The following is a 23,968-nucleotide window of genomic DNA, read 5'->3' on the forward strand; positions in this document are numbered from 1 at the left end:
CCCGCCCGCCCGCAAAATGGGCTGGCATGGATCTTGCATGAGTCTTGGGATGGTCCGCCTTTCGGCGGCTTTCATCCAGGAGACTCGATTGGGCCACCCCTCGCAAGAATTGCGCCTGCGCCAACAAATGACGCTTGCGCCTCGCTTGCAGCAGTCTGTCAAGCTGCTGCAGATGTCGGCACTTGAATTCACGACCGCGGTGGAACATGCGCTTGCCACGAACCCGTTTCTAGAGGACGGCGATGAGCAGGACGATGCCCCCACGCTGAACGGCGACGCCATCAAGCCCGGCAACTACGCCGATGCGGGCGAAGCCGCTGCCGAACCTGCCGCCACCCCGCCCACCGCGGATGCAGACGACCCCATCCCCGACGCGCCGGCCTATTCCGGTGACTACCCGACCCAGCCGTCCAGCGGCGGCGACGGCAAGGACATGGGGCAATGGGTCTGCGCCACCGTATCCATGCGGGAAAGGCTGTCGGCGGATCTGGGCAATTACCATCTTGAGCCGCGCGACCGCCTGCTGGCCGAATTCATCATCGATGCCCTGGATGACGACGGCTACCTGCGGACGCCCTTGACCAGCCTTTGCGACCCCGCCCAGTCGGCGTTCACCCCCCCGCCCGATGAAGGCGAATGGATCGCCGCCCTGCGACTGGTACAGCAGTTGGACGCACCCGGACTGGCGGCCCGCGACCTTACCGAGTGTCTGTCGCTGCAATTGGCGGCCGCGCAGGCGGCGGACCCCGCAGTCCGTGATCTGGCGCTGCGCATTGTGCGCGACCATCTGGATCGCCTGGGGAAGAACGATTCCGTCGGGCTGCGGCGGCTGTTGGGGTGCTCGGATGATGCGGTACGGGAAGCTTGCGCCCTGATCCGCAGCCTGAATCCCAAGCCCGGCTCACGCTACAGCGCCGAGGCGCCGGTGTATGTTGTGCCGGACGTGTTCGTGGACAAGTGGCATTCGCGTTGGCGCGTCCTGCCCAACCGCAACGCCATGCCGCAAGCGCGGCTGCATCGCACTTACGCGGACCTGTTCCGGCGCGCTCGCCTGGATGACCGCAGCCCCATGGCGCAAGAGCTTCAGGAAGCGCGGTGGCTGGTGCGCAATGTCGAGCAGCGCTATACGACGATCCAGCGCGTGGCCGAGGCCATCGTCAAGCGTCAGCAGACATTCTTTGAGTACGGTGAAGTCGCCTTGCGTCCATTGATGCTGCGCGAAGTGGCCGATGACCTGGACATGCACGAGTCCACCGTGTCGCGCGCCACCGTCGGAAAATACATGGTGACGCCACGCGGCGTGTTCGAGTTTCGACACTTCTTTTCGCGGGAACTTGCCACGGAGTCGGGGGGCTCGTGTTCAGCCGCCGCAGTGCGGGCGCTGATCAAGGAAATGGTCGACGCCGAAGATCCGGCAATGCCGCTGTCCGACGTAGCCTTGACGCAGCAACTGGCGGCCAGCGGCATCTTGCTGGCGCGGCGCACGGTCTCCAAATACCGTGGGCAGTTGCGCGTACCGCCCGCTGAACTGCGCAGGCAGCACTAAGGCCAAGCCAGGCGCATAAAAAAGGCTTCCCTGGGGGAAGCCTTTTGCTTGGCGCTTACTTCGAGCCGCCCGTGTTCGGATAGCCCGGAGGAGGCGTGGCGCCGGAGGCCGGCGTGCGCGGCACGTTGTCATTCGCCTCGCGCTTTTTGTTGGGCATCTGGTCGGAATGCTTGCCCGTGGACATGGAGCCGCTCTTGTCCACATTGGGCGGCACGGTTCCGGTTGAGGGGGTCTGGTTGGGCGCGGGCGCCATCTGGCCCGGAGGCAAGGGGCGATTGGGCTGCGCGGCGGTCGTGTCGTTCGGCGTGTTGGACGGCGAGGTCGGGGTGGCCGTTTGAGCCAACACCGCGCCAGCGGACGTCAAGCCGGCAGCCAATGCGAGAGCGCAAGTCAGAGAACGAAATTTCATAGGTCAGACTCCTTTGTGGGAATGCACAGACCTTTAAGCAATTGCCGTTCCCAGCCTGCGGACTCGTTCCTCTTGCGAGATAGTGCCTTCCGGAGTGCACGGCAGGGTATTTTTTACCTGCCTTTGCAACACCGGCATCGCCGCCGGCCACATCTCGCTTTCACTTGGCCTCGGCAGGGCCTCTCTACCCCGCGCGGCCTCCGTTCCTCTCAAGCTCCGACTCATCCAGCATGCGCTGCACGCGCTCGCCCAGGATGTCGAGCGAGAACGGCTTGACGATCAATTCGATCCCGTACTCCAGGAAACCGCCGCCGCGCGCCGCGCTCTCGGCGTAGCCCGTCATCAACAGCACTTTCAGACCAGGATGCGCCGCGCGCGCGGCATCGGCCAATTGCCGCCCGTTCAGGGCGGGCAGCCCCACGTCGGTCACCAAGAGATCGATATCGGTCGTACGCAGCACCAATTCCAAGCCGGCCTCGCCGTCAGCGGCAGTCAAGACCTGCATCCCCAGCTCGGCCAGGCATTCATGCACCATGTCGCGCACATTGGCGTCATCTTCCACCACGATGACCACCGACGGCTTCGTCGTGTCTTGCGTGCGATGCGCGGCGGGTTCGGCCCGCAGGCCGGCATCCGGGGCGCCGTCATAACGCGGCAGGTGCAGCCTGACCGTGGTGCCCTGCCCGACGGTGCTTTCCAACACGGCCATGCCGCCCGCCTGCTTGGCGAACCCGTAGATCATCGACAGGCCCAGCCCCGTGCCTTCGCCCAACGGTTTGGTGGTGAAGAAGGGATCAAAGGCATGGGCCAGCACGTCTGGCGACATACCGCAGCCCTCGTCCGTGACGGAAACTTCCACGAATTCGCCGGGGCTCACACCGGGATAAGGACGCAGCGTGACCTCGTCCAGGCGCGTGTTCAGCGCCGCGACGGTCAGTTCGCCGCCATTGGGCATGGCGTCGCAAGCGTTGATGACCAGGTTCAGCAGCGCATTCTCAAACTGGTTGCGGTCACAACGCACCGTCCATAGATCGGGCTCCAGCTTGAACCGCAGGCGCACGCCCTCGCCCGTGTAGCGATGAAAGAGGTCGGCCATGGATTGCAGCGTGGGCGCCACGCTGAACGGCTTCGGGTCGATGGGCTGGCGCCGTGAAAACGTCAGCAGGCGTTGAGTCAGGTGCGCGGCGCGATTCGCCGAATCCATGGCGACGTTGATGAAGCGTTGCGCCTGTTCCGGCGTGCCGGCCGCCAGCTTGCGCTGAATCAGATACAAGGCGCCGGTAATGCCCTGGAGCATGTTGTTGAAGTCGTGCGCGATGCCGCCCGTCAGGCGGCCCACGGCTTCCATTTTTTGCGATTGCCGCAACGCCTGTTCGGTATCGCGCAAGGTCTCGGCCTGGACCTTCAGGTCGGTGTCGTCGCGTCCGGTCATGTACAGGTTGTCTTGCGACCAGGACATGCTCCAGGTGATCCAGCGGTAGGTGCCATCGCGTGTCAGCAGCCTGTTTTCCATGTGCCGGACGGTTTGCGCCGGATTGCCCTGCGCGGCCAGCGCAATCGTCGCGCGCGTGGCGGCCTGGTCGTCGGGATGGATAAGTTCGCTCAGTCCCATCGACAGGAATTGTTCGGGGCTCCAGCCCAGAATCGGCCGCACGGCTGGGTTGACGCTGACAAAGCGGTCTTGGCTATCCACCACGGCCAGCAATTCCGGGGACAGGCGCCAGATACGGTCGCGCTCCGCGATGGCGTCTTCCACCCGCTGTTCGAGCGTTCGCGCGTATTGCGAGCGTTCGACCGCATCGCACAAGCGTTCGCAAACCTCTTCCAGAAATGCCACGTCGCCGGCCTTTAGCCGGCTGGTGGCCAGCGGACGCACCAGTAGCGCGCCGTCCTGCCTGCCCCATCGCCGCATCGGCACCACGATCGCGGACGGACGGACCTCGCCGCCCTGCTCCGCCACCAACGGTTGCAAATACGCCGTGCGGCCCTTGCGCATCGCTTCGTGGAATTCCTCGCCTAGCTGTTCGGGCGCCAGCGCCTGCTGCGCCGCCACGTCGGCCTCGGACCGCCAACACGCCGACATTGTGGGCGGTGCGTTCTCGTCGGGCCAATCCAGCACCGCGGCCAGGCCCAGTGCAAGATGCTGCCCCAGGCCCGCGCACGCGGCGTGTTCGATCTCGCTTTGGTGATGCAAGGCGCGCATGCGGTCAACCAGCGACAAGAGGAAATTCTTGCGATGCTGCCCTTCCCACAACTCCGTTTCGGCCACCTTGCGAGCGGTGACGTCCAGGAACAAAGCCATCATGCGGTCATCGCCGTCCTTGCGGGCGCGGGCCTCATACCAGGCTTCTTTCGGTCCCGGCACTGCGAATTCGAACTGGGTGGACTCGCCGGTTTCGACCACTTGGGCGAATGCATCCATGATCTGTCCCGGAACCCCGGGAATCATTTCACGCAGCGTATGGCCCAGCGTGTCGCCTTCCTTCATGCCGCTTTGCCGCTCGAAAGCCGGATTCACCTCTAGAAACCGGAAGTCCACGATACGGCCATCGGCGTCGCGCAAGGCCTCGCTGAGAAAGAATGCCTCTTGCATGCCGTCGAACATGGCGCGCCAGCGCTCGCCGCTCGCGTGCAGCGCGGCATCCATCAAATGGCGTTCAATCGCCAAGGCGGCACTGCGTGTCACCACCGCTATCGCTTCAATATCGTTGGCCGATGGCGAGCGCACCGCGTTGTAGTAGTTCGAGAACACGCCCAGCAAGCGGCCGTCGGGCGCCGTGATCGGGGTGGACCAGCAGGCTCGCAAGCCATGTGCAAGCGCCAGCTCGCGCCAGTCCTTCCAATCGGGGTGCGACGCAATGTCCTCCACATATACCGGCTTGCCGGTGTATGCGGCAGTGCCCCATGACGCCACGTTGGGACCGATGGCCGTGCGTTGCACCGCCGCGTTGAACGCCAAGGGCAGGCTGGGCGCGGCGTTGTGCACCAGATAGGTTCCTGTCTCGTCAACCAGCGCGATCGCCGCACGCAGCTCGGTGCTGGACTGGGCCTCGATGGCGTGCAAGACGTGTTCAAACACATGCGCCAGCGGCACGCCCGCCGCTATGCGCTGCAACATGATCCGTTCTTCCTCCAGACGGGCGAGCGTATCTGTCCACGAGTGGGATACGCGGTCCTGCTTTTTCAACATGTCTGCCCCTTTTGCTGCGTGTACTGTATTGCGGGGCTTCGCCGTGATGCCGAAACGCAAGGTAACGCGACGCTACCGTTCCTGCCCCGTCTCCAATCGCCAGGCGCTGAGCGCCTCGGGCTTATCCACCAGCACGCACTGTTTACCGGTGCGTGTGCAGTGGTCTTTGACACGCCAGAATGCGCCGTGGCTGACGCAACCGGTCTGGCAGATGACCAAATCCGCGGCCACCAGACTGGCTTCCAGCGTGTCGTCGCTACGGTCATCACCACTGTGTCCCAGATAACGCCCGCCGGCCATTTCCACGACCTTGCGTGTCAGCATCAAGGCCACGGCGTCTTCACTCACGCACAGCACCGATTTTTCTCGCATGGCGGCCGCGGTCAAGCATGGCGTTGCCGGCTTATCCCGAGAATGCTGTTCAGGCGGTCGTTCAGGCACTTGCTTCCCCGGTGGCTCAGCCTGACGTGCGCTGGGCTGGCTCAGGCGATCCTGCCACGCCAGGCGTTCCCGCATCAGGGTCTGCACCCGTTCCATCAGTTGGCTCACGCGGCGCGCCAAGGCCACTCGCCTGGGCAGGCCGGGAATCAATCCTTCCAGCGCCTGGCGATCTTCCCGCGCCCAAGCCAGCGCCGAATCGCGCATGATCAAGGCCGCGCGCAGCCGCATGGCCTCCGCTTCAAGGTGCAGGATACGCGCGGCCTGCGTGGCGAGCAATCGACTGCAATGCGACTGCGCTTGCCCATAGGCGGCAAGCAAGGCCGCATGCTCGCGCTGTAGCGCTTGACGGTCTTGAGTGGAAATCATCGCGGGTTCCGGTTGACTGAAGGTGCGCGTCCGCCATGAAGATCATGCCGAGCGTGCGATGGCACGAGGGCGATTATAAATGAGAATGCGTCGCTTTCCGATAACGATGAGTCAGCGTTAGCCGGTGGGCTGTTCATCCGGGCCATGGCAACAAACGCAAATCTTGTTGCCCTCGGCGTCGCGGAAGTAGGCGCCGTAATAATTCGCGTGGTAGTCGGGCCGCAACCCTGGCGGGCCTTCGCACCTGCCGCCCAGCGACAAGGCCAGCGCGTGGCAGCGGTCCACCGTCGCCCGGTCTGCCGCCAAGAATGCCGTCATCTGCCCGTTGCCTGGCTCAGCGACTTTACCGTCGTAGGGCGCGGTGATCACAAACAACGGCCGGCCCCCGCCAGCGGGCTGCCACCCTGCCCAGGGAATATCGCGCTCTAGGAATCGAAGCTCAAGCCCAAGCGCCTCGGCCTGCGCCGAATAGAAGGAAAGCGCGCGGTCGAAGTCGCGAATGCCGATGCAAACATGGGAAAACATAGGAGCCCCGCTGGAATAAATAGAAGGTGAATTATGTCTGGCAGCGACGACGGCTGCACAAGAACGCTGTGTGCCGCGCGTGTACCGGGCCAGATTTGACTCGATCAGGCCATATTTGACCCGCTGCAACCCGTTGATTCATAAGGCCTTATTTTTAATCGAGTCAGAACTGGCCCATTTCACCTTGAAAATCAGCGAAATCCAGGAAATCAGCCCAGCCCGGCCCTATCGGAATCTTCTTATTTTTCCTTCAAGCTGTTGATTTATATACGCTTATTTCCTTCCTTCAAGACCTGGCACGGATGTTGCATTAGTCCTCGTAGCGCTTCCCTCGGGAAGTATCCGGCCGCAACGGCCATGTACTACGACGACTAAGGAAACATCATGCCTACTCCCGCCTATATCAGCATTTCAGGCAAAACCCAGGGCAACATCACTGAAGGTGCCTTCACCGCTGATTCGGTCGGCAACGTGTATGTTGAAGGGCACGAAGACCAGATCCTGGTCCAGGAAATCGAGCACCGCGTCAACACCCCGACCGACCCGCAAAGCGGTCAGCCGTCGGGCCAGCGCGTGCACAAGCCCTTCATCTTCACCAGCGCGCTGAACAAGGCCACGCCCTTGCTGTATCACGCGCTGGCCTCCGGTGAAATGCTGCCCGAAGTGGAAGTGAAGTGGTACCGCACGTCCATCGACGGCAAGCAGGAACACTTCTTCACCACCGCGTTGGAAGACGCCACCATTGTTGACATCACCAGCGTGCTGCCGCACGCGCAAGACCCCAGCAAGTCGGACTTCACGCAGTTGATCAAGGTGGCCATGGCCTACCGCAAGATCACGTGGACGCACGAGATTGCGGGCACGGAAGCCTCGGACGACTGGCGCAAACCGCTGGAAAGCTAAGGCACGCCGCCGCGCTTGCGCAGGTTCGCGCCTGTGCAAGCGCGGTTTTTCCTCGCCCGTCTGCCTAGTGCCTACACCATGCCCCCCTCATCCGATCTGCGCTTTACCTTCGTGCCGTCCGCTCGCGGTGTGGAATTCGACGTTATTGAATTCACGCTGGACGAAGCCCTGTCCGAGACCTATCGGCTGGAGCTGGACTTGTCCAGCTTCAACCCCGCCATCGACTTCGGCGCCATGCTGGATCAGACGGCGCTCTTCACGCTGTGGCGCGGCGACACGCCCGTGCGCCATGTGCACGGCATCGTCACCGCCTTCGAGCAAGGCGACACCGGCTTTCGGCGCACACGCTACCGTGCCGTGGTGGAACCGTCGCTGGCGCGCCTGGCGCTGAGTTCGGACTGGCGCATCTATCAGCAACTGTCCGTGCCGGAGATCCTGGCCAATGTCTTCAAGCGCCACCACATCACCGACTACGAACAGGTCACCACGAACAATCATCTGCCACGCGAATACTGCGTGCAGGCCGGTGAAACCGATCTGGACTTCGCGGCTCGGCTGGCCGCCGAAGAAGGCTATTTTCATCGCTACGAACATACCGAACAAAGCCACCGCCTGATCCACGGCGACCGCATCTACATCCATGGTGAAATCGCTGGCGGCCCCGTCGTCTATCAAGCGCTGGCGGGCGGCGACCCGGCCCAGCCCGCGCTGCGCCGCTTCACCTACACCGAACAGCTGCGCACCGCGCGCCAAACCCAGCGCGACTACACCTACACCCACCCGCAGTACGACCAGGAACACACGCACGTCGCCAGCGACTTGCAACACCAAGACCGCCGCTACGAACGCTACGACTATCCCGGTCGCTACAAGCGCGACGAGGCCGGGAAGCCCTTCACACAAAGCCGCTTGCTGGGCCTGCGCCGCGACGCGCGCATGGCGCAGGTACAGGGAGACGACGCCCGCCTGACTCCCGGCGTGGCCTTCGACCTGACCGGCCACCCACGCGAAGACTGGAACCAGGGCTGGCGACCGGTGCGCATGCGCCATCATGGCGTGCAGCACACCAGCCAGGAAGAAGACGGCGCGGGCGCGGAACAGGGCACACGCTACGGCTACACCGCCGACATCGTGCCCGACAAGGTCGACTGGAAGCCCGCGCCCAGCCGCAAGCCGGTGGTCGACGGCCCGCAGATCGCCAGCGTGGTGGGCCCGCCCAACGAAGAGATCTACTGCGACGAATACGGCCGCATCAAGGTGCAGTTTCCGTGGGACAGGCTGGGCAGGAACAACGAACACAGCTCGTGCTGGATCCGCGTGTCGCAGAACTGGGCGGGCGCGGGCTGGGGCCATATGGCCATCCCGCGCATCGGGCAGGAAGTCATCGTCAGCTTTCTGGACGGCGATAGTTCGCAGCCGATCGTCACGGGCCGAACCCACCGGTCGATCAACCCGCCGCCCTACGAACTGCCGCGCCACAAAACGCGCATGACCATCAAGAGCCAGACGCACAAGGGCGAGGGCTATAACGAGCTGCGCTTCGAGGATGAACGCGATCAGGAAGAAATCTACATCCACGCGCAGAAAGACCAGAACATCCACGTCAACCACAACGAAACCACCTTCGTTGGCAACGACCGTAGCGAACAGGTTGAGCACGATGAAACCATCACCATCGGCCACGACCGCAGCGAAACGGTGGGCAACGACGAACAGGTCAACATCGGGCAAGACCGGCGTCACGCCATCGCGCAAGACGACTTCCTGACCATCGACCGCAACCACACCATAGCCACCGGGCGCGACCGCACGGAAGACGTGGGCAACAACCGCCGCGACAAGACGGCCGCGAACCACTGGATAGAAACCGGCGGCCATGTTGAACACAAGGTGCAAGGCCACTTCCAGGTGCATGCCGGCGAGCGGATCGAAGGCAAGACGGTCACGCTGGAATTGCAGGCGGCGCAACGCGTGGTGATCCAAGGGCCGGGGGGCACGATCACGATTGATGACGCCGGTATCACCCTGGACGCCTCCGCAATCGTTTTCAAAGGCCCGCTCAGCCAGCAAGCGGGCGCGGCCAGCGCCCCATCGATGGCGGGTTCCGCTGCCCCCGGGCTTGCCATGGACCTGCTTTGTGCACTGCGCGCGGACGGCACCTGCCCGCGTGTGCCCTGCCCTTGCGGCATGCGCGGCGCCTGATGATGTCCCCCTTGAACGTACCGGCTGGCCCCGCCAGGCCGTGCGCGTCGTGCAAGCGCCCAGCATGAAGAGCCCGACCGGGCTTGATAACGGCACGGGTACTGGCTCCGGCACGGCGTGGCTTTGGCTTGACGGCGCACGGTCCGCCACCTTGGAGCACGAGGTGTCCGCGCTGAAACCCGGATTCGATCATCACTGGTTATGGCGCGGCACCAACTGGGAGTACCAGCCGCCAGGCTTTCGCCATGGCCCGCTGTTGACACCGGTCACTGCGCCCTTGTTGCAAGCCTTCGTTGACGATTGGGCGCCCCGGCAAATGGGCGTGCTGTTGTTTACCGGCGATGACGCGCCGGCCAGCGCGCATCTGAAGCAACTGCATCTGATGCAAGCGCCCGACGGCTTGGCGATGCGCTTCAACCTGACGGCCACCCGCCAGTTGGAAGAGCTTTGCGAAGGCCTGTCAACGCATCGGCTGGCGGATTTGATGGGGCCCATCCGGGGGCTGATCTGGCGCAGCGCCGACGAGGCTGGCGCGCAATGGTTGCAAGCGGAGGTCCCTGCGTCCAATGACGCGGCGTCCCACCATGAAGGCTTCGCGCTGTCGTCGGATGATGAAGAGGCGGTCAATCGCGCCAGCTTCGATTACTTCATGCGAGAGACCGCGCGCCGCCACGTGCCCGCCGATCTGGCGGCAAACAACCCAACAGCCCACGCCAGGCTACTGCATCAGATCGCGCTGTTTGCCGATGAGGCCGGCCAGATCAATCTGCAACTTGAGCGCGACGTCCGCCACTACATCACGCTGCGCCTGCACTTTCCCCAAGCGCCCTTTGAAAAGGATGCCGAATTGCGCGCGAACCTCGCACGCCGCGAGGTCTCTGGGCAACTGCGCCTGAATCAAGCCGAGCTCCGGCTGAACAGGATCGCCGCCCTGGCATCAGGAAGCCGACCATGATTCACCTGCAATGTCCCAAGGCGCTGCAACCGCCCCACCCCAGCGCCAAGCTGCTGGGCAAGGCGATATCCCCGCCACCTTGCCAGCGCGGCATTCCCTTGTATCCCCTGCGCTATGGCATCACGGATGAACCCTTCGATGCGAAGGTGTTCCCCACGCTGAGTACCGCCGCCTATCCGGCGTTGAGCAACGGCAAAGCCTACGGCTTGCGGGTACTGCGACCGCGTAGCTATGTCTATCTGCTGTCGCGCGAAGAAGGTCGGATGTGGACACGCCATTACCAGGTGACCGACAACATCCGCTTCGCGCCGATCTGGTGGACGGAAGCGGACTACGCCGGTGACGTGCCCGGACGCAAAGCCGTGCCCGACGAAGCGGGCGCGGCGCACTTTCTGCTGGCGCCGCCCGATCTTAAAGACGACACCCTGCACGTGCTGGTCAGCGACACCCTGCTCAGCCACGCCGTGCTGTGGGACATCGAGAACGACAAATCAAGTTGGAAAACCCTGCTGGCCACCCCGGTCAAACCCATCGGCGGCAAACAACAGCACGCCTTCCCGGCGGCATTGCTTGCGCATGTGCGCGAACTGGCCCCAAGCGCGCTGCGCAACTATGACTGGAGCGAAAGCCAACCCCATACGGACAGCATCCCATCCATCCTGAACGCCATGACCGCCGCCACGCGGCCCCGCACCGACGTCGAGCCGCAAGCCGTGGTCGTGCGCGATCTGGCGGGGCTGTTGAGCGAACTGAACGTGCTGGTCGGCAGCCGGCTGGCGGACCTGCAAACGTACAGCGCGGACGCGGCGCGCAAGTTGCGGGTGTCGAAAATGATTGACCAATTGGGCGATCTGGCGGGCCAGGCGGCGGGCAATCAGGTGGCGCGTAACGATCCCATCGGAAGCGCCATGCCGCCGGGCGCCACGGGGCCGGCCGTATTGGCCGCTCGCGAACGTGCCAACCGCGCGCGCTTGGCCGCGCACCGCAAACGTATCGCCCACGCGCGCAACACTGAACGCGTGGAGTTCATCAAGCAACATCCACGACGGCTGCAAGACTACACAGACAAGATAGTACTGGCCGCCGCCGACCTTTGGACCCTGTTCAACACCCATCAAAAGGTCTACGACGTACTCGTCGATTCGCACGCGCCGGATGCCACGGGCTACCTGGACCTGCGTTGCCTGGTCGGCCACACGTTGCCGGGGCTCATCCACTGCAAAGCCGGCCACGATTTCCTGATCAAGCAAGTGCAACCGAGCGGCCCCATCGGCTTGCTCAAGCAAGCGGTATTGGGCGCACCGGAAGTGCTTGGCTATACCAAAGCGGCCGCGCAAACCATACTCGACCACACCGAGCTGGGCACGGTCATCGTCGCCAAGGCAGCGGTCGATGCACCATTGGCCGCGCTGCAAAAAGTACTGACGACGATACCGGCCGACGGAGCATCCAACCAACTGAGTGTGATGCTGGGCGCACTGGTCGCGCACGGGCAATTGAAATCGCCCGGCGCATACTGGACCAGCGTCTACCGGCCCATCATGGAGGTGCTGGACGGCAATCTGGCCCGCGCCCACGAAGTGCCGCTGCGCGAGGTAGGCAATTGGATGCGCACAAGCCTGGGCCTCACAGGCGTCAACGGTTTTCGCCCCCAGACGGTGGACCGCGCCGCGCAAACCCTGGTCACGTTGTATGACACCGAAGAAGTGCAAGAGCGGCTGGCGCAATGCCAGAGACTACCCGAGCGCTTGCGCTTCTGGCACAACGCCCGACTAGCGCTAGGCGGCGTCGCGGCGTTCGCCACGGTATACAGCGCGGGGGAAGCGTTCAAGGCCTTGGGCCGGGAAGATGGCATGAATTTGGGGAACGCGCTGAACGCCACCGGCAAGGTTCTGGGAGTTGGCGCGGCGGGGGCCACGATGACGAGGTTTGGGTTTGAGAAACAGCGGGATCTGGCGAAGTTACGGGGGGAGACGGAGCTGGCTGGGGCGTTTGATGGGGCGGCGAAGCGGTGGGAGTTGATAGCGATTGGGGTAGCCGCTGTGGCCGCAATAGCGATTGGCACAAAGGACTGGTGGCACGCCGCATTGGAAGAGAGCGGCCAAGTCGCGACAATCAGCTTCGTCAGCGGCTCAGTGCAATTTGCCGCCGGCGGGGTTGGCTTCTTGCACCTGTTGGGAAGGTTACGTCCTCGGACTGTCATTAGCTTGGCAGAATCAAGCTCATTGCTGCTGAAAGGCACGGCTGGAGTGTCTCGACTAAGCGCCGGCACGATAGGGTGGATCCTTCTCGGAGTTGAGGCGCTTTATCTTGGCCTTCGCCATGTTCACCAAACCGCAGTCGACGAGGCAAGGACCGATGCATGGATCCGACGCAGTGTGTGGGGGATACCGGGCGGCATGGCGCCCTTCGCCAGCGATGAAGAAGAGTTGCAGGAATTCCATCGCTTGTTTCAGGCTCCCAGCATTCAAAGCGATATCGCGATATCCAAGGTCTTGGCTCCTTCCCTGAAAGCGAGGCTTGCAGCTGCAGTGGGACTGCCCGACAACGTCCGTATGGTCTCGGTTTTCTTACCGGGGTGGCGATCGCAAATTAGCCAATACTCGATCAGTCAGCAGCGAGCGCCGGGCTTGGGTGAGATTTCCGGCCGCTCGGTACGCTACGCCGACCCTGACCAGGTTCACGTCATAGACGGGTTTGGCGTCGTCAAAATCGCCACGAACGCCTTGTTCGGCACGACGACGGTGAACTATCGCCCCAATGGTTTCACGGACGCCGACTACGTGATGGAGGCAAGCTCGTCATGGTGAAAAAGCTTCGCGCCATTGACCCCGCCACCATCCCGGATGCCGCAGTCGAGTTCAAGCGTCAATGCGAACGCCTCGACGAAAGCAGGGATTACGCCGCCTTGCCGGACATACGCTACGCCATGGATCCCGAGCAGCTCTGGCTTACCGAAGACGTCTCCGATCCAGCGCAGTTCAACGATCAATATATTGAGCCGCGTACGGAAGGACAGATCACGTTTTTGCTGCAACTGTCGACGTCTGGCGTGTCCGTTTCCGTGAGCACCGTATTTATCCTGGCCCCCCTGTTCGGGGAGTACCAGCACAAGGGCGCCCTCATCTGTATTCCATTTTTCCTGATGGCAGCGGCGTTCTTGTGGTTGGGAACCAATGCGGCCACGTCGCGTATCCGATTTAACCGACAAGCACAATTAGTGCACGTCTGTTATGGCGATACGGTGTTGCACCTGCCGTGGCGCGATGTGCGGCCCTACACCGAATTCGGGCACGGCTACACGCTACGCTTGTGTTTTCCACGGCCCTACCTGGAAATGATGCAACTGCCGTCCCAGGATCCCGACAGCATCAGAAAGAGCAAAAGGCCGTTTATCGTTGAAGGCGACTTTGATGCGCATGACCAGTTGTTCTTCGACAAGAACCTTCACCGGCTGGAATTCATCCGCCGCTACATGGAGCATGGGCTGAAGGCCATTGAAGCCGATCCTAAATTTGTTGCAAAGGGCCTTGTTCGCAAACCCACCGGCGACAACAACGTAACCAAAACCGGCAGATGGACCGATATCTTCAATATCTACGACATCCTCTTCAACCTCTTCACCCTCAAACCCCTCCTTGACCGCTGGATCAAGCACAAAGCCAATTCCTTTCGCTGGCCGGAAGAAGTCGAGCGCCTATGCGCCCCGGGCGCGGACCTATCCGCCTACGACACCCGCCCCGTCAAATCCAGCACGCGCTACTTCTACCGCTATGCCGGCATGGACAAAGGCATCATCTTTGTCGATCACAAAGGCAAACAGGTTCATCTGCGCAGCAAGCCCGGGTGATTGACATCCGACCCACGCACCCCACTCGTCCGCCACGCCAACCCCGCGCTGATCGCCAGCGCGATCGCCAACAGGCCGCCTGCCATCGCGGCCACGCCCGGCCATTGGTTGATGGCCCAGAAGTGTCCGCCCCAGGCGCCCAGGACGCTGGATCCGACGTAATACACCAGCAAGTACAGCGATGCGCCCAGCGCCTTGTAGCCGCGCGCCATCTGGCCGACCCAGCCGCTGGCCACCGCGTGGGCGGCGAAGAAGCCGAAGGTGAACACCACGATACCGGCGATCAGGATGCCTAGCGTGTCCGACAACGTCAGCAGCAGTCCGGCCAATGCCAGGCCGGTGGCGGCGGAGAGCATGGCGCCTCGGCCGTGGCGGTCGGCCAGGCGGCCGAAGAAGGTGGACGCGAAGATGCCCACCAAGTACACGACGAAGATGAAGCCGATGAAGGTCTGGCTTAGCGAAAACGGCGGCAGCAGCAGGCGAAAGCCCACGTAGTTATAGACGGTGACGAAGGCGCCCATCAGCAGCCCACCCATGGCGAACAACGCGCACAGCGGGCCGTTTTTCATGTGTGCGCCCACGCCTGTCCGCACATCGCCCCACACGCCGGCCCAGCCGCGCCCGCGTTGCGGGGTGAAGCGGCGCGACGCCGGTAGCAGCCACATGAACAACGCGGCCGCCACGATGCCCACGACGCCCAGGGTGCCCAGCGCGGCGCGCCAGCCAAAATGGTCGGACACCAGGCCGGTGATGACGCGGCCCGACAGCCCGCCGAATGCGCTGCCGCTGATGTACAGGCCCATCGCAAAGCCCAACGTGTCGGGTTCCACTTCTTCAGCCAGATAGGCCATGGCGACCGCGGGCACGCCGCCCATCGCCACGCCTTGCAGCGCGCGCAATACCAGCAGGCTGTGCCAGTCCGGCGCCACGGCGGCGACGGTGCCCAGCACGGCGGACGCCAGCAACGACCACGCCATGATGCGCTTGCGAGGCAGCGCCTGCGAGAACAGGCCGACAAAGAAAATCGCGATGGCCAGCAAACCCGTGCACAGTGACAGCACCAGGCTGCTTTGCGCGGGCGACACGCCGAACGCGCCAGTGAACAAGGGCATCAGCGGCTGCACGCAATACAAGAGCGAAAACGTGGAGAAACCGGCAGCGAACAAGGCCCATTGGGCGCGGCGCAGTTCAGGGGTGCCACGCGCCAGATAGTCGGCGGGAGTGGGCGTAGAAGAACTGGCGGAGGGGGTAGACATCTGGAATCTCGAAGGGCAAACAGGCTCGTGGCCCGTAGAAGAAAAGTAGACTTTTCACCTTCATATGTCCAATATATGAAACTTGCACCCACCATATTTTTAAAAGATGGAATTACGACACCTGCGCTATTTCACGGCTGTGGCCGAAGAGCTCCATTTCACGCGGGCGGCGGCCCGGTTGGGCATCGGCCAGCCGCCGTTAAGCCAGCAGATTCAACAACTTGAGCGCGAAATCGGCACACCGCTATTCCTGCGATTGCCGCGCGGGGTCGACCTGACCGAGGCGGGCGCGCAGTTTCTTGAAGATGCACGCGCCATTCTGGCCAGCGCCGACCGCGCCATCGATACGGCCCGTCGGCTGGGGCGTGGCGAGCGCGGCGCGATTACCGTCGGTTTCACGGCGTCGGCCGTCTTTCACCCTTACCTGCCGCGCGCCATACGCGCCTACCGCGACCGCTACCCCGACGTGCGCGTCACGCTCACCGAAAGCAACACCATTTCCTTGCTGCGCGGCCTGCGGCTGGGCGAGGTGGACGTCGCCTTTGTGCGGCCCCCTTATCTACTGGACCCGGAGTTCGAGTCCGAGCGCGTGCTGGACGAACCCATGTTGGTCGCCCTGCCCCCGGATCACGCGCTGAGCCGCCGCCGCAGCGTGCCGATTACCGCGTTGGCCGACGAAGATTTCGTGCTGTACCCACGGCCCATCGGCGCGGGTTTGTATGACGCCATCCAGTCGGCCTGCCAGCGTGCGGGCTTTGCGCCGCGAGTGATCCAGGAGGCGCCACAGATGGCATCCATCGTCAGCCTGGTTGCGGCGGGCGTCGGCATCTCGGTGGTCCCGGCCGCCATGCGGCACATGGGGGCCGAGGGCATCGAATACCGCCCCATCAAAGGTGACGCGCCGCACGCGTTGCTGGACATGGCCTACCGCCGTCACGACCGGTCCATCGCCGCCGGGAATGCTGTTGCGATGCTGCGCCAACTTGCCCATCCGGACCAACCCGCCGCCAAGGGATAGTGGCGTATTGCCCTGTCGCGTTTGTCATGTTCAGTAAAACCCGATCCGGCAGCGGAAGAGTACATTGCGCTACCGATGATCCGTCCCTGAGAGACGGATGATTGCTTCGGCCCTTCCCCCTTTCTTCTTGTTGATAGGTGACTCCGTGCGACGTACCCTTTTGGCCTTGGCCCTTGCAACCCTGCCCGGCTTGAGCGCCGCCGCCGCGCTAAGCTCGGCCATCGGCGCGGTAACGGTGTATCAGGACCGCGCGGTGGTGACCCGTTCCGCCAGCAGCGAGCTTGCGGCCGGCGAACATGAACTGGTTCTTGAAAACCTGCCGGCGTCACTGCAGGAGAATTCCCTTCAGGTGTCGGCCAAGAGTACGGGCCAGGCCGCCTTGCTGGACGTCAAGGTGAGTGACGCCTTCAGAGCCGACGCCAGCAATGAGCGCGTCCGCGCCCTGCAGGAACAGATACGCAAACTGGAAGGCCAATTGGCTGGCCTGGACGACGAGGCCGCCGTGCTGGAGAACCAGCGCGAGCTGGTGCTGATGATGCAGCGCGGCGCCACCGAGCCGTCCAAGGACAGCGCCCGTCTGACGCTGGACGAACTGAAGGCCATCCAGACGCTTAGCGCCGACAGTTTGGGCAAGACTTTGGCGGGGTTGCGCCAGGTTGCCGAACGCAAAGAGGCGTTGGAACGTGAACTGTCCGCGTTGCAAAGCCAGTTGAACGTCGTGCGAACCCAGTTAAGCCGCCGCAGCAAGACCGTCACGTTACGGGTTAATCTGGCGCGCGCCGGCAAGGTGGATCTGGCGGTGTCGTATGCGGTGGGCGGCGCGCGTTGGACGCCGGCCTACGATGCGCGCCTGCGTCCCGCCGACCGCAGCGTCGAGCTGGGTTATTTCGGCGTGGTGCGGCAGAACACAGGCGAAGACTGGAACAACGTGAAGCTGACCTTGTCCACCGCGCGCCCCGCCCTGGGTGGCGGCGCGCCCGCCTTGACGCCGTGGATCATTGACGTGGCCGCGCCCCCGCCGCCGCCACGCCCCGCCGCGGCGCCGGCCCCCATCGCCAGCGAAATGGCAAGAAAGCGCGCGCCGCTGCTGGGCAACCAGGCCTACGCGGACGCCGCCATGGCCGAAGCGATGCCGGAACCCGTCGACGTGCAGACCGCGCAAGTGCAAAACGAAGCCACCAGCGCGTCGTTCCAGATCAAGACCCCCACCACGTTGGCGTCCGACAACACCTCGCAGCGCGTGGCCATCACCACGACCAAGCTGCCCGCCACCTTGCAGTACCAGTCCACGCCCGCGCTGCGCGAAGCGGTGTTCTTGACCGCCCAGGCCAACAACAACACCGAGTTTCCGTTCCTGGCCGGCGCGCTCAATACGTTCCTGGACGACGCCTTCGTGGCAAGCAGTTCACTCAAGGCCGTAATGCCGGGCGAAAAGCTCGAGCTGGCGATGGGCGCCGACGACGGCATCTCGATCAAGCGCCAGTTGGTCAACCGCTTTACCGAAAGCACGGGGTTTTCCGGCAGCGGCAAGCGCGTGACCTACGAATACAAGATCACGGTGAAGAACAACAAAGCCACCAAGGAACAGGTGGTGTTCGAGGACAGGCTGCCGGTGTCTCGCAACGAGAAGATCGTGGTCAAGCTGCTGTCGCCCGCCGACCGCGACATCAAGCGCGAAGAAGACGGCAAGCTCGCCTGGGAATGGGAGCTGGAACCGGGCAAGTCCCGCGAAACCGTGCTGAAGTTCTCGGTGGACTATCCGGGCGATATTGAGGTGTCGGGTATTTAAGGGCCTATTGGCAGGCAGCGCGGCTATTGCCAGGCGATGTCCGCCTTGCCAAGCCGCCGCCGCCAGATCAGTGGCGGCGGCGGAAGTCGATAAATGCGTCGGGCTCCAAGGGAATGGATAGGCCATAGCCTTGCGCCACGTCGCAACCCAATTCGCGCAGCAGTTGCAGGTCGCGCTCTTGCTCGACCCCTTCGGCCACCACGCGACGGCCCAGCACGCGGCCCATTTCAATGGCAGCGGCCACCACCGCGCGCGACGCGGCTTCGCGATGCATGTGCACGATGAAATCGCGGTCGATCTTCAATTCGGTAAACGGCATGGCAGAGAACAGCCGCATCGACGCGATACCGGCCCCGAAATCATCCATCGCCAATTCAAAGCCGCGCACCCGCAACAGGTTTAGTACCGAGGACAGCGCCAGCCAATCGTTGACCGGCTCGTCCTCGGTCAGTTCCACCTTCACCAGCCGGGCCGGCAACCCCGCCCGCGCAACCCGCTTCTCCAATACGGCGGGCAGGTCGCGCGAGCAGAGCGTCGAAGACGAGGCGTTGATGGCGATGGGCACGGCGATATCCTCGGCGTGCAGCGTTTGCAGCACTTCCAGCACACGATCCGTCACCCGCAGGAACAACATCCGATCCATGCCCAAACGATGCGCGGCGGGCACGAAATCAGCGGCGGAAATGGATCCCAGTTCGGGATGATCCCAACGGGACAAGGCCTCGGCGGCCACCACCTGCCCGGTGGACAGGCTCATCTGCGGTTGCAGCACAACGCTCATGCCCACGCCCGTGATCAGGGCGCGGCCCAGTTCGGCTTCGATCACTTCGCGGCGGATCGATTGCAGTTGGGGCGTCGCCACGTCCTCCGCCGCCAGGCCCGTCTTGACCGCCTGATGCATGGACGTGCGCGACACCGGCTTGGACAGCGCCTGTGCCGAGGGGCAGCCTGCCTGCAGCGCCAGGCGCACATGCGACTGCAGCAGTTCTTCGCTAAGGCTGCTGATCCAGATGATGGGCGGCATGCTTTTCAGGCGGCCCACGTCCACCAGACGCCGCAATTCATTGGGCAGATGCGTGCCGTCGCCGTCGCTCATGACGATGTCGCTGATCACCAGGTCGTAGAACTGGCGGCCCAGCGCGCTGACGGCTTCCGTGCTGCTGCCCACGCCGGCCACGCGCCGATAGCCCAACGCCAGCAGCATGTTCTGCAGGTAGGCGCGTTCGACCGGGTGATCTTCGACCAGAAGAATCCGTCGCGCGGCGCCAACGTCTGTTTTGGGCATTACGGTTCCGTCCTGATGTATAGGGCGCTATTCATAGGGCGGGCCCTTGCGGGCAACCGCTGGTTTTCTGGGGGTTCATGCTACGGCATTCGCGCGCGATCTGTCGTCATGCAGAAAGGGCTAAGGCAATTTCCCCGCCGATAGGCGTAGCTTTGAGAACACCTGCCCGCTCTTGCCCCGATCCGTTGTCGATCCGCAACGCCAACGGCTCAGCCAGACGGACGCAACCGCATGGCGGCGGGCCCGCCCCGCCAGTGCGATAATGGCGACCATTCACTCATCTAGCACCTTTTGCGCAACCCCGCGCATTGATGGCACGGAGCCTCCTTTGACCCGCATTGACGACCCCCAGCACGACCGCGAGGTCGGCACGGCCGACTCCACCCAAGACAACACCCGCACCGACGACACCCGCATCAGCGCCGTGCGTCCGTTGATTTCGCCTGCGTTGCTGCAAGACGAGCTACCCGTATCCCCCGCCATCCAGACCCTGGTGGAAAAAAGCCGCGCCGAGATCGCCGACGTGCTGCATGGCCGTGACGACCGCCTGCTGATCGTCGTTGGCCCCTGCTCCATCCACGACCACGGCCAGGCCATGGACTACGCGCGCCAGTTGCGCGCCGCGGTTGACCAGCACAAGCAAGACCTGCTGATCGTCATGCGGGTCTACTTCGAAAAGCCGCGCACCACCGTGGGCTGGAAGGGCTACATCAACGACCCCCGCCTTGACGGCAGCTTCCGCATCAACGAAGGCCTGCGCCGTGCCCGCGAACTGTTGCTGGACATCAGCGGCCTGGGCCTGCCCATCGCCACCGAATTCCTGGACCTGCTCAGCCCGCAATACATCGCCGACCTGATCGCCTGGGGCGCCATCGGCGCGCGCACCACCGAAAGCCCCAGCCACCGCCAACTAAGCTCTGGCCTGAGCTGCCCGCTGGGTTTCAAGAACGGCACCGACGGCGGCGTGCAGATTGCCGCCGACGCCATGGTGGCCGCCAGCGCCAAGCACGCCTTCATGGGCATGACCAAGATGGGCATGGCCGCCATTTTTGAAACGCGCGGCAACCAGGACACGCACGTGATCCTGCGTGGTGGCAAGCAAGGCCCGAACTATGACGCGGCCAGCGTCGACGCCTGTTGCGCCGCCCTGCGCGCCGCCGGCCAGCGTGAGCAGGTCATGATCGACTGCTCGCACGCCAACTCCAACAAGTCGCACCTGCGCCAGATCGATGTGGCCGAAGACATCGCCGCGCAGCTTTCGCGGGGCGACGCCCGCATTACCGGCGTCATGATCGAAAGCCATCTGGAAGAAGGCCGCCAGGACCTGAAGCCCGGGCAGCCCTTGCGCCATGGCGTGTCGATTACCGACGCCTGCCTGGGCTGGACCCAGACGGAACCGGTGCTGGACACGCTGGCGCAAGCGGTGCGTCAGCGCCGCGCAGTTGCCGCCGGCCGCGCCTGAGTCGCCCTTGCCTGAGTCCGCCCCCGCTGTGCAAGCCGCTCAGCGATGCAGCAGGCTTAGCGGCGCAAGGCATACGGCGCCGGATCCATGTCCGGCGCCTGGCCCGTGATCAGGCTGGCCAGCAGCTTTCCGGTCACGGGGCCTAGCGTGAAGCCATGATGCGCGTGGCCAAACGCCATCCATAAGCCGGCGTGGCGTGGCGCGGGTCCGATCACCGGACGCATATCGGGCATGCAGGGGCGGCATCCCATCCAGGGGTCCTTTTCGACCGCCGCGCCTAACGGCAACAGTTGGCTGGCGAGCGCCCGCGTGCGCTGAATCTGAATTGGCGATGGCGGCGCATCGCGCGGCGCGAATTCCGCGCCGGTGGTCAGTCGCACACCCAACGTCATTGGGGTCACGACGAAACCGCTGTCGATGTCCGCCACCGGGTGCGTCAACGTGGCGCCGTCTTCCAGCGCGAAATGCTGGTGATAGCCGCGCTTGACCGCCATGGGAATGCGGTAACCCAAGGGCCGCAACACATCCGGTGACCAAGGCCCCATCGCCACGACCACGTCGCGGGCGTCGATGCGGCCGTCATCACTCTGCACCTGCCACGCTTGGACGCCGACCGACTTGAGGCTGCGCGCGTCGCCTCGCAGCAGTTGCCCGCCGCGCTGCTGGAACAGCGCCGCATACCCCCGCGTCACCGCGCCAGGATCCGACACGTTGACGGGGTCGAGCCAGTGCACGGCGCCCACCATGCGCTCGGACAGCGACGGCTCAAGCGCCGTCAGCGCCTGCCGATCCAGCACCCGGTAGTTCAGGCCATAGGGCGCCAGCGCCTCGGCTTCCGCCACCGCGCGCGCCAGCCCCGCCTCGGACCGCACGCCATCGATCCAACCGGTGCGGCGAAACAAGGACGAAATGTTCGCGTCTTCTTTCAGCGCGTCGTGCTCGGCCACGCTGCGTTCGATCAGCGGCAGCATCGCTTGGGCCGCGCGCGCCAGCCGCGTGGGTGAAGAATGCCACCAATAGCGCAGCAGCCAGGGCGCAACACGGGGCAAAAAGCGCACGTGATAGCTCACATCCGGCGTGTTGTTGCGTGCGTAGCGCCACAGGCTGCCCCAGTCTCGGGGAAAGGCATAGGGAATGACGCTGGCTCGTTCGATCAGGCCCGCGTTGCCATAGCTGGTTTCCTCGCCGGGGCCACGGCGGTCCAGCAGCACCACGGAACGTCCGCGCGCCAATAAATGCAGCGCCGTGCTGACGCCGACGATGCCCGCACCCAGAACCACAACGTCTGTTTTCATGCGCCGCATTCTGCGCCTGCCCCCCGTGTTCGGCAAGGGCGCGCCAGCGTAGAATCGCCGCTCCCGCGCCTTGCTTGCCCACCCTTGCCCGCCCTCTGGACGACGCCATGCCCATACCGCCCCTGCACCCCGTCACGCTCCATGGCGACATCGTGCGCCTGGAACCCTTGGCCGCGCACCATGCCGATGCGCTGGCGCTGGTGGGCTTACATCCCGAACTCTGGCGCTTGCAGCCGGCACCCATCGCAACGGTTGACGACATGCGGCGCTACGTGGCGCACGCGCTTGAAGACGCCAAGGCGGGCACCTGCCTGCCCTTTGTCATCGTGCAGCAAAGCACCGGGCAGATCATCGGCACCACGCGCTATATGGATATTGCGCTGGCGCACAAGCGGGTGGAAATTGGCGCCACCTGGCTGACACCCGCCAGCCAACGATCCGGCGCCAACACCGAAGCCAAATTTCTATTACTTCGGCACGCTTTTGAAACAATTGGTATCATACGCATCGTTTTCAAAACGGAACTGAGCAATACCCAGTCGCGTGCGGCTATTTCGCGCCTTGGCGCGGTCGAGGAAGGCGTGTTTCGCAAGCATCTGATTTCACAATCGGGACGCACGCGGGACATGATCTATTTCGCGATCCTCGACGAGGACTGGCCATCGGTCAAATCACGCTTGCTGGCGCGATTGGCGTGGCCGCGCTAGGGTTTGCGCCGGGTTCCTTGTTCCTCGCCGGACAGTGTTGTCCGGGACGCCATTTTCAAGTCAGGTATGGATAGCTCTCCCCTCATTCCCGCCGCTGCCGCCGCTGCACGCCATAGCATTTTCATCTACACCGAAGAACAGCGGGGCAACCAGTTGGTTGAGTCCCCCGTCATCGGCATGCTTTCCGATATTTCGGGCTCGGACAAACTCATCGTGGCGCAAGATCCGCACAGCGGCTTGAAGTTCATCTATCGGGTGGACCACGAAAGCAGCAACCTGGATGCCGCCGCCATCACCGAGCAGGAGCCGGCCACGTTCGACGGCAAGACCCAGGTCCAGATCAACGCCATGGCGTACCGTCTGGGCAGCGCCGAGAGTGCGATGAAATTGCTGCGCGGCAAAAAACAATGGATCCAGGACAAAGGCTCCGTGCTGTCGGTGTTGTTGCAGAACGCGGCCGCTCGCAAGACGCGTTTCGCCTCGGCGCGCATCGAACGCGATCGCATGCGCAAGGTGCCGGCGGGCGTGCCCGTCGAATATCTGCCTACATAAATCGGATGGAGCCAGACGCGTGGGCCTTATCCACAATTTCTGTGGATAAGGCCCACGCCGATGCGCGTCATGCGGCCCTTCCGAGGACGCGGTACGGCCTGCGCAATGTTTGATCAGGCACAAATTGCCGCCGGCCTGGATGGCATCCGGACGGCGTGCTGCACCGCCGCGACATCGATAGTGATATTCTCCGCAGGCATCAACGATACGAAACATT

18 protein-coding genes are annotated in these 23,968 nt (G+C 63.7%); 11 read left to right on the forward strand and 7 right to left on the reverse strand.

Annotated elements, in window-relative coordinates:
* Window positions 1-49: 49 nt before the first annotated feature.
* Window positions 50-1,546 (forward strand): RNA polymerase factor sigma-54, encoded by a 1,497-nt coding sequence (locus tag ELS24_RS15420; protein WP_240669316.1) that lies wholly within the window; start codon window positions 50-52, stop codon window positions 1,544-1,546.
* Between the two features lie 55 nt (window positions 1,547-1,601).
* On the opposite strand, the gene ELS24_RS15425 is transcribed toward ELS24_RS15420, so the two are convergent.
* The 4 genes from ELS24_RS15425 to ELS24_RS15440 all read right to left on the reverse strand — a co-directional run bounded on the left by ELS24_RS15425 (window position 1,602) and on the right by ELS24_RS15440 (window position 6,477).
* Complete coding sequence (locus tag ELS24_RS15425; protein ID WP_050444716.1) at window positions 1,602-1,955, reverse strand: hypothetical protein; 354 nt, start codon at window positions 1,953-1,955, stop codon at window positions 1,602-1,604.
* A gap of 184 nt (window positions 1,956-2,139) precedes the next feature.
* A complete protein-coding gene (locus tag ELS24_RS15430; RefSeq protein WP_050444715.1) occupies window positions 2,140-5,145 on the reverse strand; it encodes a PAS domain S-box protein in 3,006 nt (1,001 codons plus the stop codon).
* A 72-nt stretch (window positions 5,146-5,217) separates the two neighbouring features.
* Complete coding sequence (locus tag ELS24_RS15435) at window positions 5,218-5,952, reverse strand: DUF2325 domain-containing protein (protein WP_127184643.1); 735 nt, start codon at window positions 5,950-5,952, stop codon at window positions 5,218-5,220.
* Window positions 5,953-6,069: 117 nt separating this feature from the next.
* A complete protein-coding gene (locus ELS24_RS15440; RefSeq protein ID WP_050444713.1) occupies window positions 6,070-6,477 on the reverse strand; it encodes a VOC family protein in 408 nt (135 codons plus the stop codon).
* Window positions 6,478-6,861: 384 nt separating this feature from the next.
* Between ELS24_RS15440 and ELS24_RS15445 the strand changes: the two genes are divergently transcribed.
* The 5 genes from ELS24_RS15445 (at window position 6,862) to ELS24_RS15465 (ending at window position 14,387) form a co-directional block, all read left to right on the forward strand.
* Window positions 6,862-7,380, forward strand: a complete 519-nt coding sequence (locus tag ELS24_RS15445) for an Hcp family type VI secretion system effector (RefSeq protein ID WP_046803329.1) — start codon at window positions 6,862-6,864, stop codon at window positions 7,378-7,380.
* A 78-nt stretch (window positions 7,381-7,458) separates the two neighbouring features.
* The gene (locus ELS24_RS15450) at window positions 7,459-9,582 is read left to right on the forward strand and encodes a type VI secretion system Vgr family protein (protein ID WP_050444712.1); all 2,124 of its coding nucleotides are present in this window, start codon (window positions 7,459-7,461) and stop codon (window positions 9,580-9,582) included.
* 64 nt (window positions 9,583-9,646) lie between these two features.
* Complete coding sequence (locus tag ELS24_RS15455; RefSeq protein ID WP_127184644.1) at window positions 9,647-10,537, forward strand: hypothetical protein; 891 nt, start codon at window positions 9,647-9,649, stop codon at window positions 10,535-10,537.
* Window positions 10,538-10,635: 98 nt separating this feature from the next.
* Complete coding sequence (locus tag ELS24_RS15460) at window positions 10,636-13,347, forward strand: toxin VasX (protein WP_127184645.1); 2,712 nt, start codon at window positions 10,636-10,638, stop codon at window positions 13,345-13,347.
* Window positions 13,341-14,387: a hypothetical protein gene (locus ELS24_RS15465; protein ID WP_127184646.1), complete on the forward strand. Its 1,047-nt coding sequence runs from the start codon at window positions 13,341-13,343 to the stop codon at window positions 14,385-14,387. Before ELS24_RS15460 ends, ELS24_RS15465 begins: the two co-directional genes overlap by 7 nt.
* Here the strand turns inward: ELS24_RS15465 and ELS24_RS15470 are convergent.
* Window positions 14,363-15,643 carry an MFS transporter gene (locus ELS24_RS15470; RefSeq protein WP_050444708.1) on the reverse strand — a complete coding sequence of 427 codons (1,281 nt, stop codon included), beginning with the start codon at window positions 15,641-15,643 and terminating at the stop codon, window positions 14,363-14,365. The two genes, ELS24_RS15465 and ELS24_RS15470, sit on opposite strands and share 25 nt — an antisense overlap.
* Before the next feature lie 106 nt (window positions 15,644-15,749).
* Here ELS24_RS15470 and ELS24_RS15475 point away from each other — a divergent pair, with 106 nt between their 5' ends.
* Window positions 15,750-16,661 carry a LysR family transcriptional regulator gene (locus tag ELS24_RS15475; RefSeq protein ID WP_050444707.1) on the forward strand — a complete coding sequence of 304 codons (912 nt, stop codon included), beginning with the start codon at window positions 15,750-15,752 and terminating at the stop codon, window positions 16,659-16,661.
* Between the two features lie 166 nt (window positions 16,662-16,827).
* Complete coding sequence (locus tag ELS24_RS15480; protein ID WP_205736995.1) at window positions 16,828-18,450, forward strand: mucoidy inhibitor MuiA family protein; 1,623 nt, start codon at window positions 16,828-16,830, stop codon at window positions 18,448-18,450.
* A gap of 67 nt (window positions 18,451-18,517) precedes the next feature.
* Here ELS24_RS15480 and ELS24_RS15485 read toward each other — a convergent pair whose 3' ends face one another.
* On the reverse strand, window positions 18,518-19,735 hold the full coding sequence (locus ELS24_RS15485; RefSeq protein ID WP_050444706.1) for an EAL domain-containing response regulator: 1,218 nt from the start codon (window positions 19,733-19,735) through the stop codon (window positions 18,518-18,520).
* A gap of 328 nt (window positions 19,736-20,063) precedes the next feature.
* Here ELS24_RS15485 and ELS24_RS15490 point away from each other — a divergent pair, with 328 nt between their 5' ends.
* Window positions 20,064-21,197, forward strand: a complete 1,134-nt coding sequence (locus ELS24_RS15490; protein ID WP_127184648.1) for a 3-deoxy-7-phosphoheptulonate synthase — start codon at window positions 20,064-20,066, stop codon at window positions 21,195-21,197.
* A gap of 56 nt (window positions 21,198-21,253) precedes the next feature.
* Here ELS24_RS15490 and ELS24_RS15495 read toward each other — a convergent pair whose 3' ends face one another.
* Window positions 21,254-22,492 (reverse strand): NAD(P)/FAD-dependent oxidoreductase, encoded by a 1,239-nt coding sequence (locus ELS24_RS15495; protein WP_127184649.1) that lies wholly within the window; start codon window positions 22,490-22,492, stop codon window positions 21,254-21,256.
* Window positions 22,493-22,599: 107 nt separating this feature from the next.
* On the opposite strand from ELS24_RS15495, the gene ELS24_RS15500 reads away from it, so the two are divergent.
* Together ELS24_RS15500 and ELS24_RS15505 are read left to right on the forward strand one after the other, a co-directional pair.
* Window positions 22,600-23,199: a GNAT family N-acetyltransferase gene (locus ELS24_RS15500; RefSeq protein ID WP_127184650.1), complete on the forward strand. Its 600-nt coding sequence runs from the start codon at window positions 22,600-22,602 to the stop codon at window positions 23,197-23,199.
* A 66-nt stretch (window positions 23,200-23,265) separates the two neighbouring features.
* Window positions 23,266-23,751 (forward strand): hypothetical protein, encoded by a 486-nt coding sequence (locus ELS24_RS15505; protein ID WP_050444703.1) that lies wholly within the window; start codon window positions 23,266-23,268, stop codon window positions 23,749-23,751.
* The last annotated feature ends 217 nt before the right edge of the window (window positions 23,752-23,968 follow it).

Source organism: Achromobacter spanius, assembly GCF_003994415.1.
GTDB classification, from domain to species: domain Bacteria; phylum Pseudomonadota; class Gammaproteobacteria; order Burkholderiales; family Burkholderiaceae_B; genus Achromobacter; species Achromobacter spanius_C.

Coding starts and splice junctions, on each gene's coding strand:
- ELS24_RS15420 (WP_240669316.1), top strand. CDS start 50: ATGGTCCGCCTTTCGGCGGCTTTCATCCAGGAGACTCGATTGGGCCAC.
- ELS24_RS15425 (WP_050444716.1), bottom strand. CDS start 1,955: ATGAAATTTCGTTCTCTGACTTGCGCTCTCGCATTGGCTGCCGGCTTG.
- ELS24_RS15430 (WP_050444715.1), bottom strand. CDS start 5,145: ATGTTGAAAAAGCAGGACCGCGTATCCCACTCGTGGACAGATACGCTC.
- ELS24_RS15435 (WP_127184643.1), bottom strand. CDS start 5,952: ATGATTTCCACTCAAGACCGTCAAGCGCTACAGCGCGAGCATGCGGCC.
- ELS24_RS15440 (WP_050444713.1), bottom strand. CDS start 6,477: ATGTTTTCCCATGTTTGCATCGGCATTCGCGACTTCGACCGCGCGCTT.
- ELS24_RS15445 (WP_046803329.1), top strand. CDS start 6,862: ATGCCTACTCCCGCCTATATCAGCATTTCAGGCAAAACCCAGGGCAAC.
- ELS24_RS15450 (WP_050444712.1), top strand. CDS start 7,459: ATGCCCCCCTCATCCGATCTGCGCTTTACCTTCGTGCCGTCCGCTCGC.
- ELS24_RS15455 (WP_127184644.1), top strand. CDS start 9,647: ATGAAGAGCCCGACCGGGCTTGATAACGGCACGGGTACTGGCTCCGGC.
- ELS24_RS15465 (WP_127184646.1), top strand. CDS start 13,341: ATGGTGAAAAAGCTTCGCGCCATTGACCCCGCCACCATCCCGGATGCC.
- ELS24_RS15470 (WP_050444708.1), bottom strand. CDS start 15,643: ATGTCTACCCCCTCCGCCAGTTCTTCTACGCCCACTCCCGCCGACTAT.
- ELS24_RS15475 (WP_050444707.1), top strand. CDS start 15,750: ATGGAATTACGACACCTGCGCTATTTCACGGCTGTGGCCGAAGAGCTC.
- ELS24_RS15485 (WP_050444706.1), bottom strand. CDS start 19,735: ATGCCCAAAACAGACGTTGGCGCCGCGCGACGGATTCTTCTGGTCGAA.
- ELS24_RS15495 (WP_127184649.1), bottom strand. CDS start 22,492: ATGAAAACAGACGTTGTGGTTCTGGGTGCGGGCATCGTCGGCGTCAGC.
- ELS24_RS15500 (WP_127184650.1), top strand. CDS start 22,600: ATGCCCATACCGCCCCTGCACCCCGTCACGCTCCATGGCGACATCGTG.
- ELS24_RS15505 (WP_050444703.1), top strand. CDS start 23,266: ATGGATAGCTCTCCCCTCATTCCCGCCGCTGCCGCCGCTGCACGCCAT.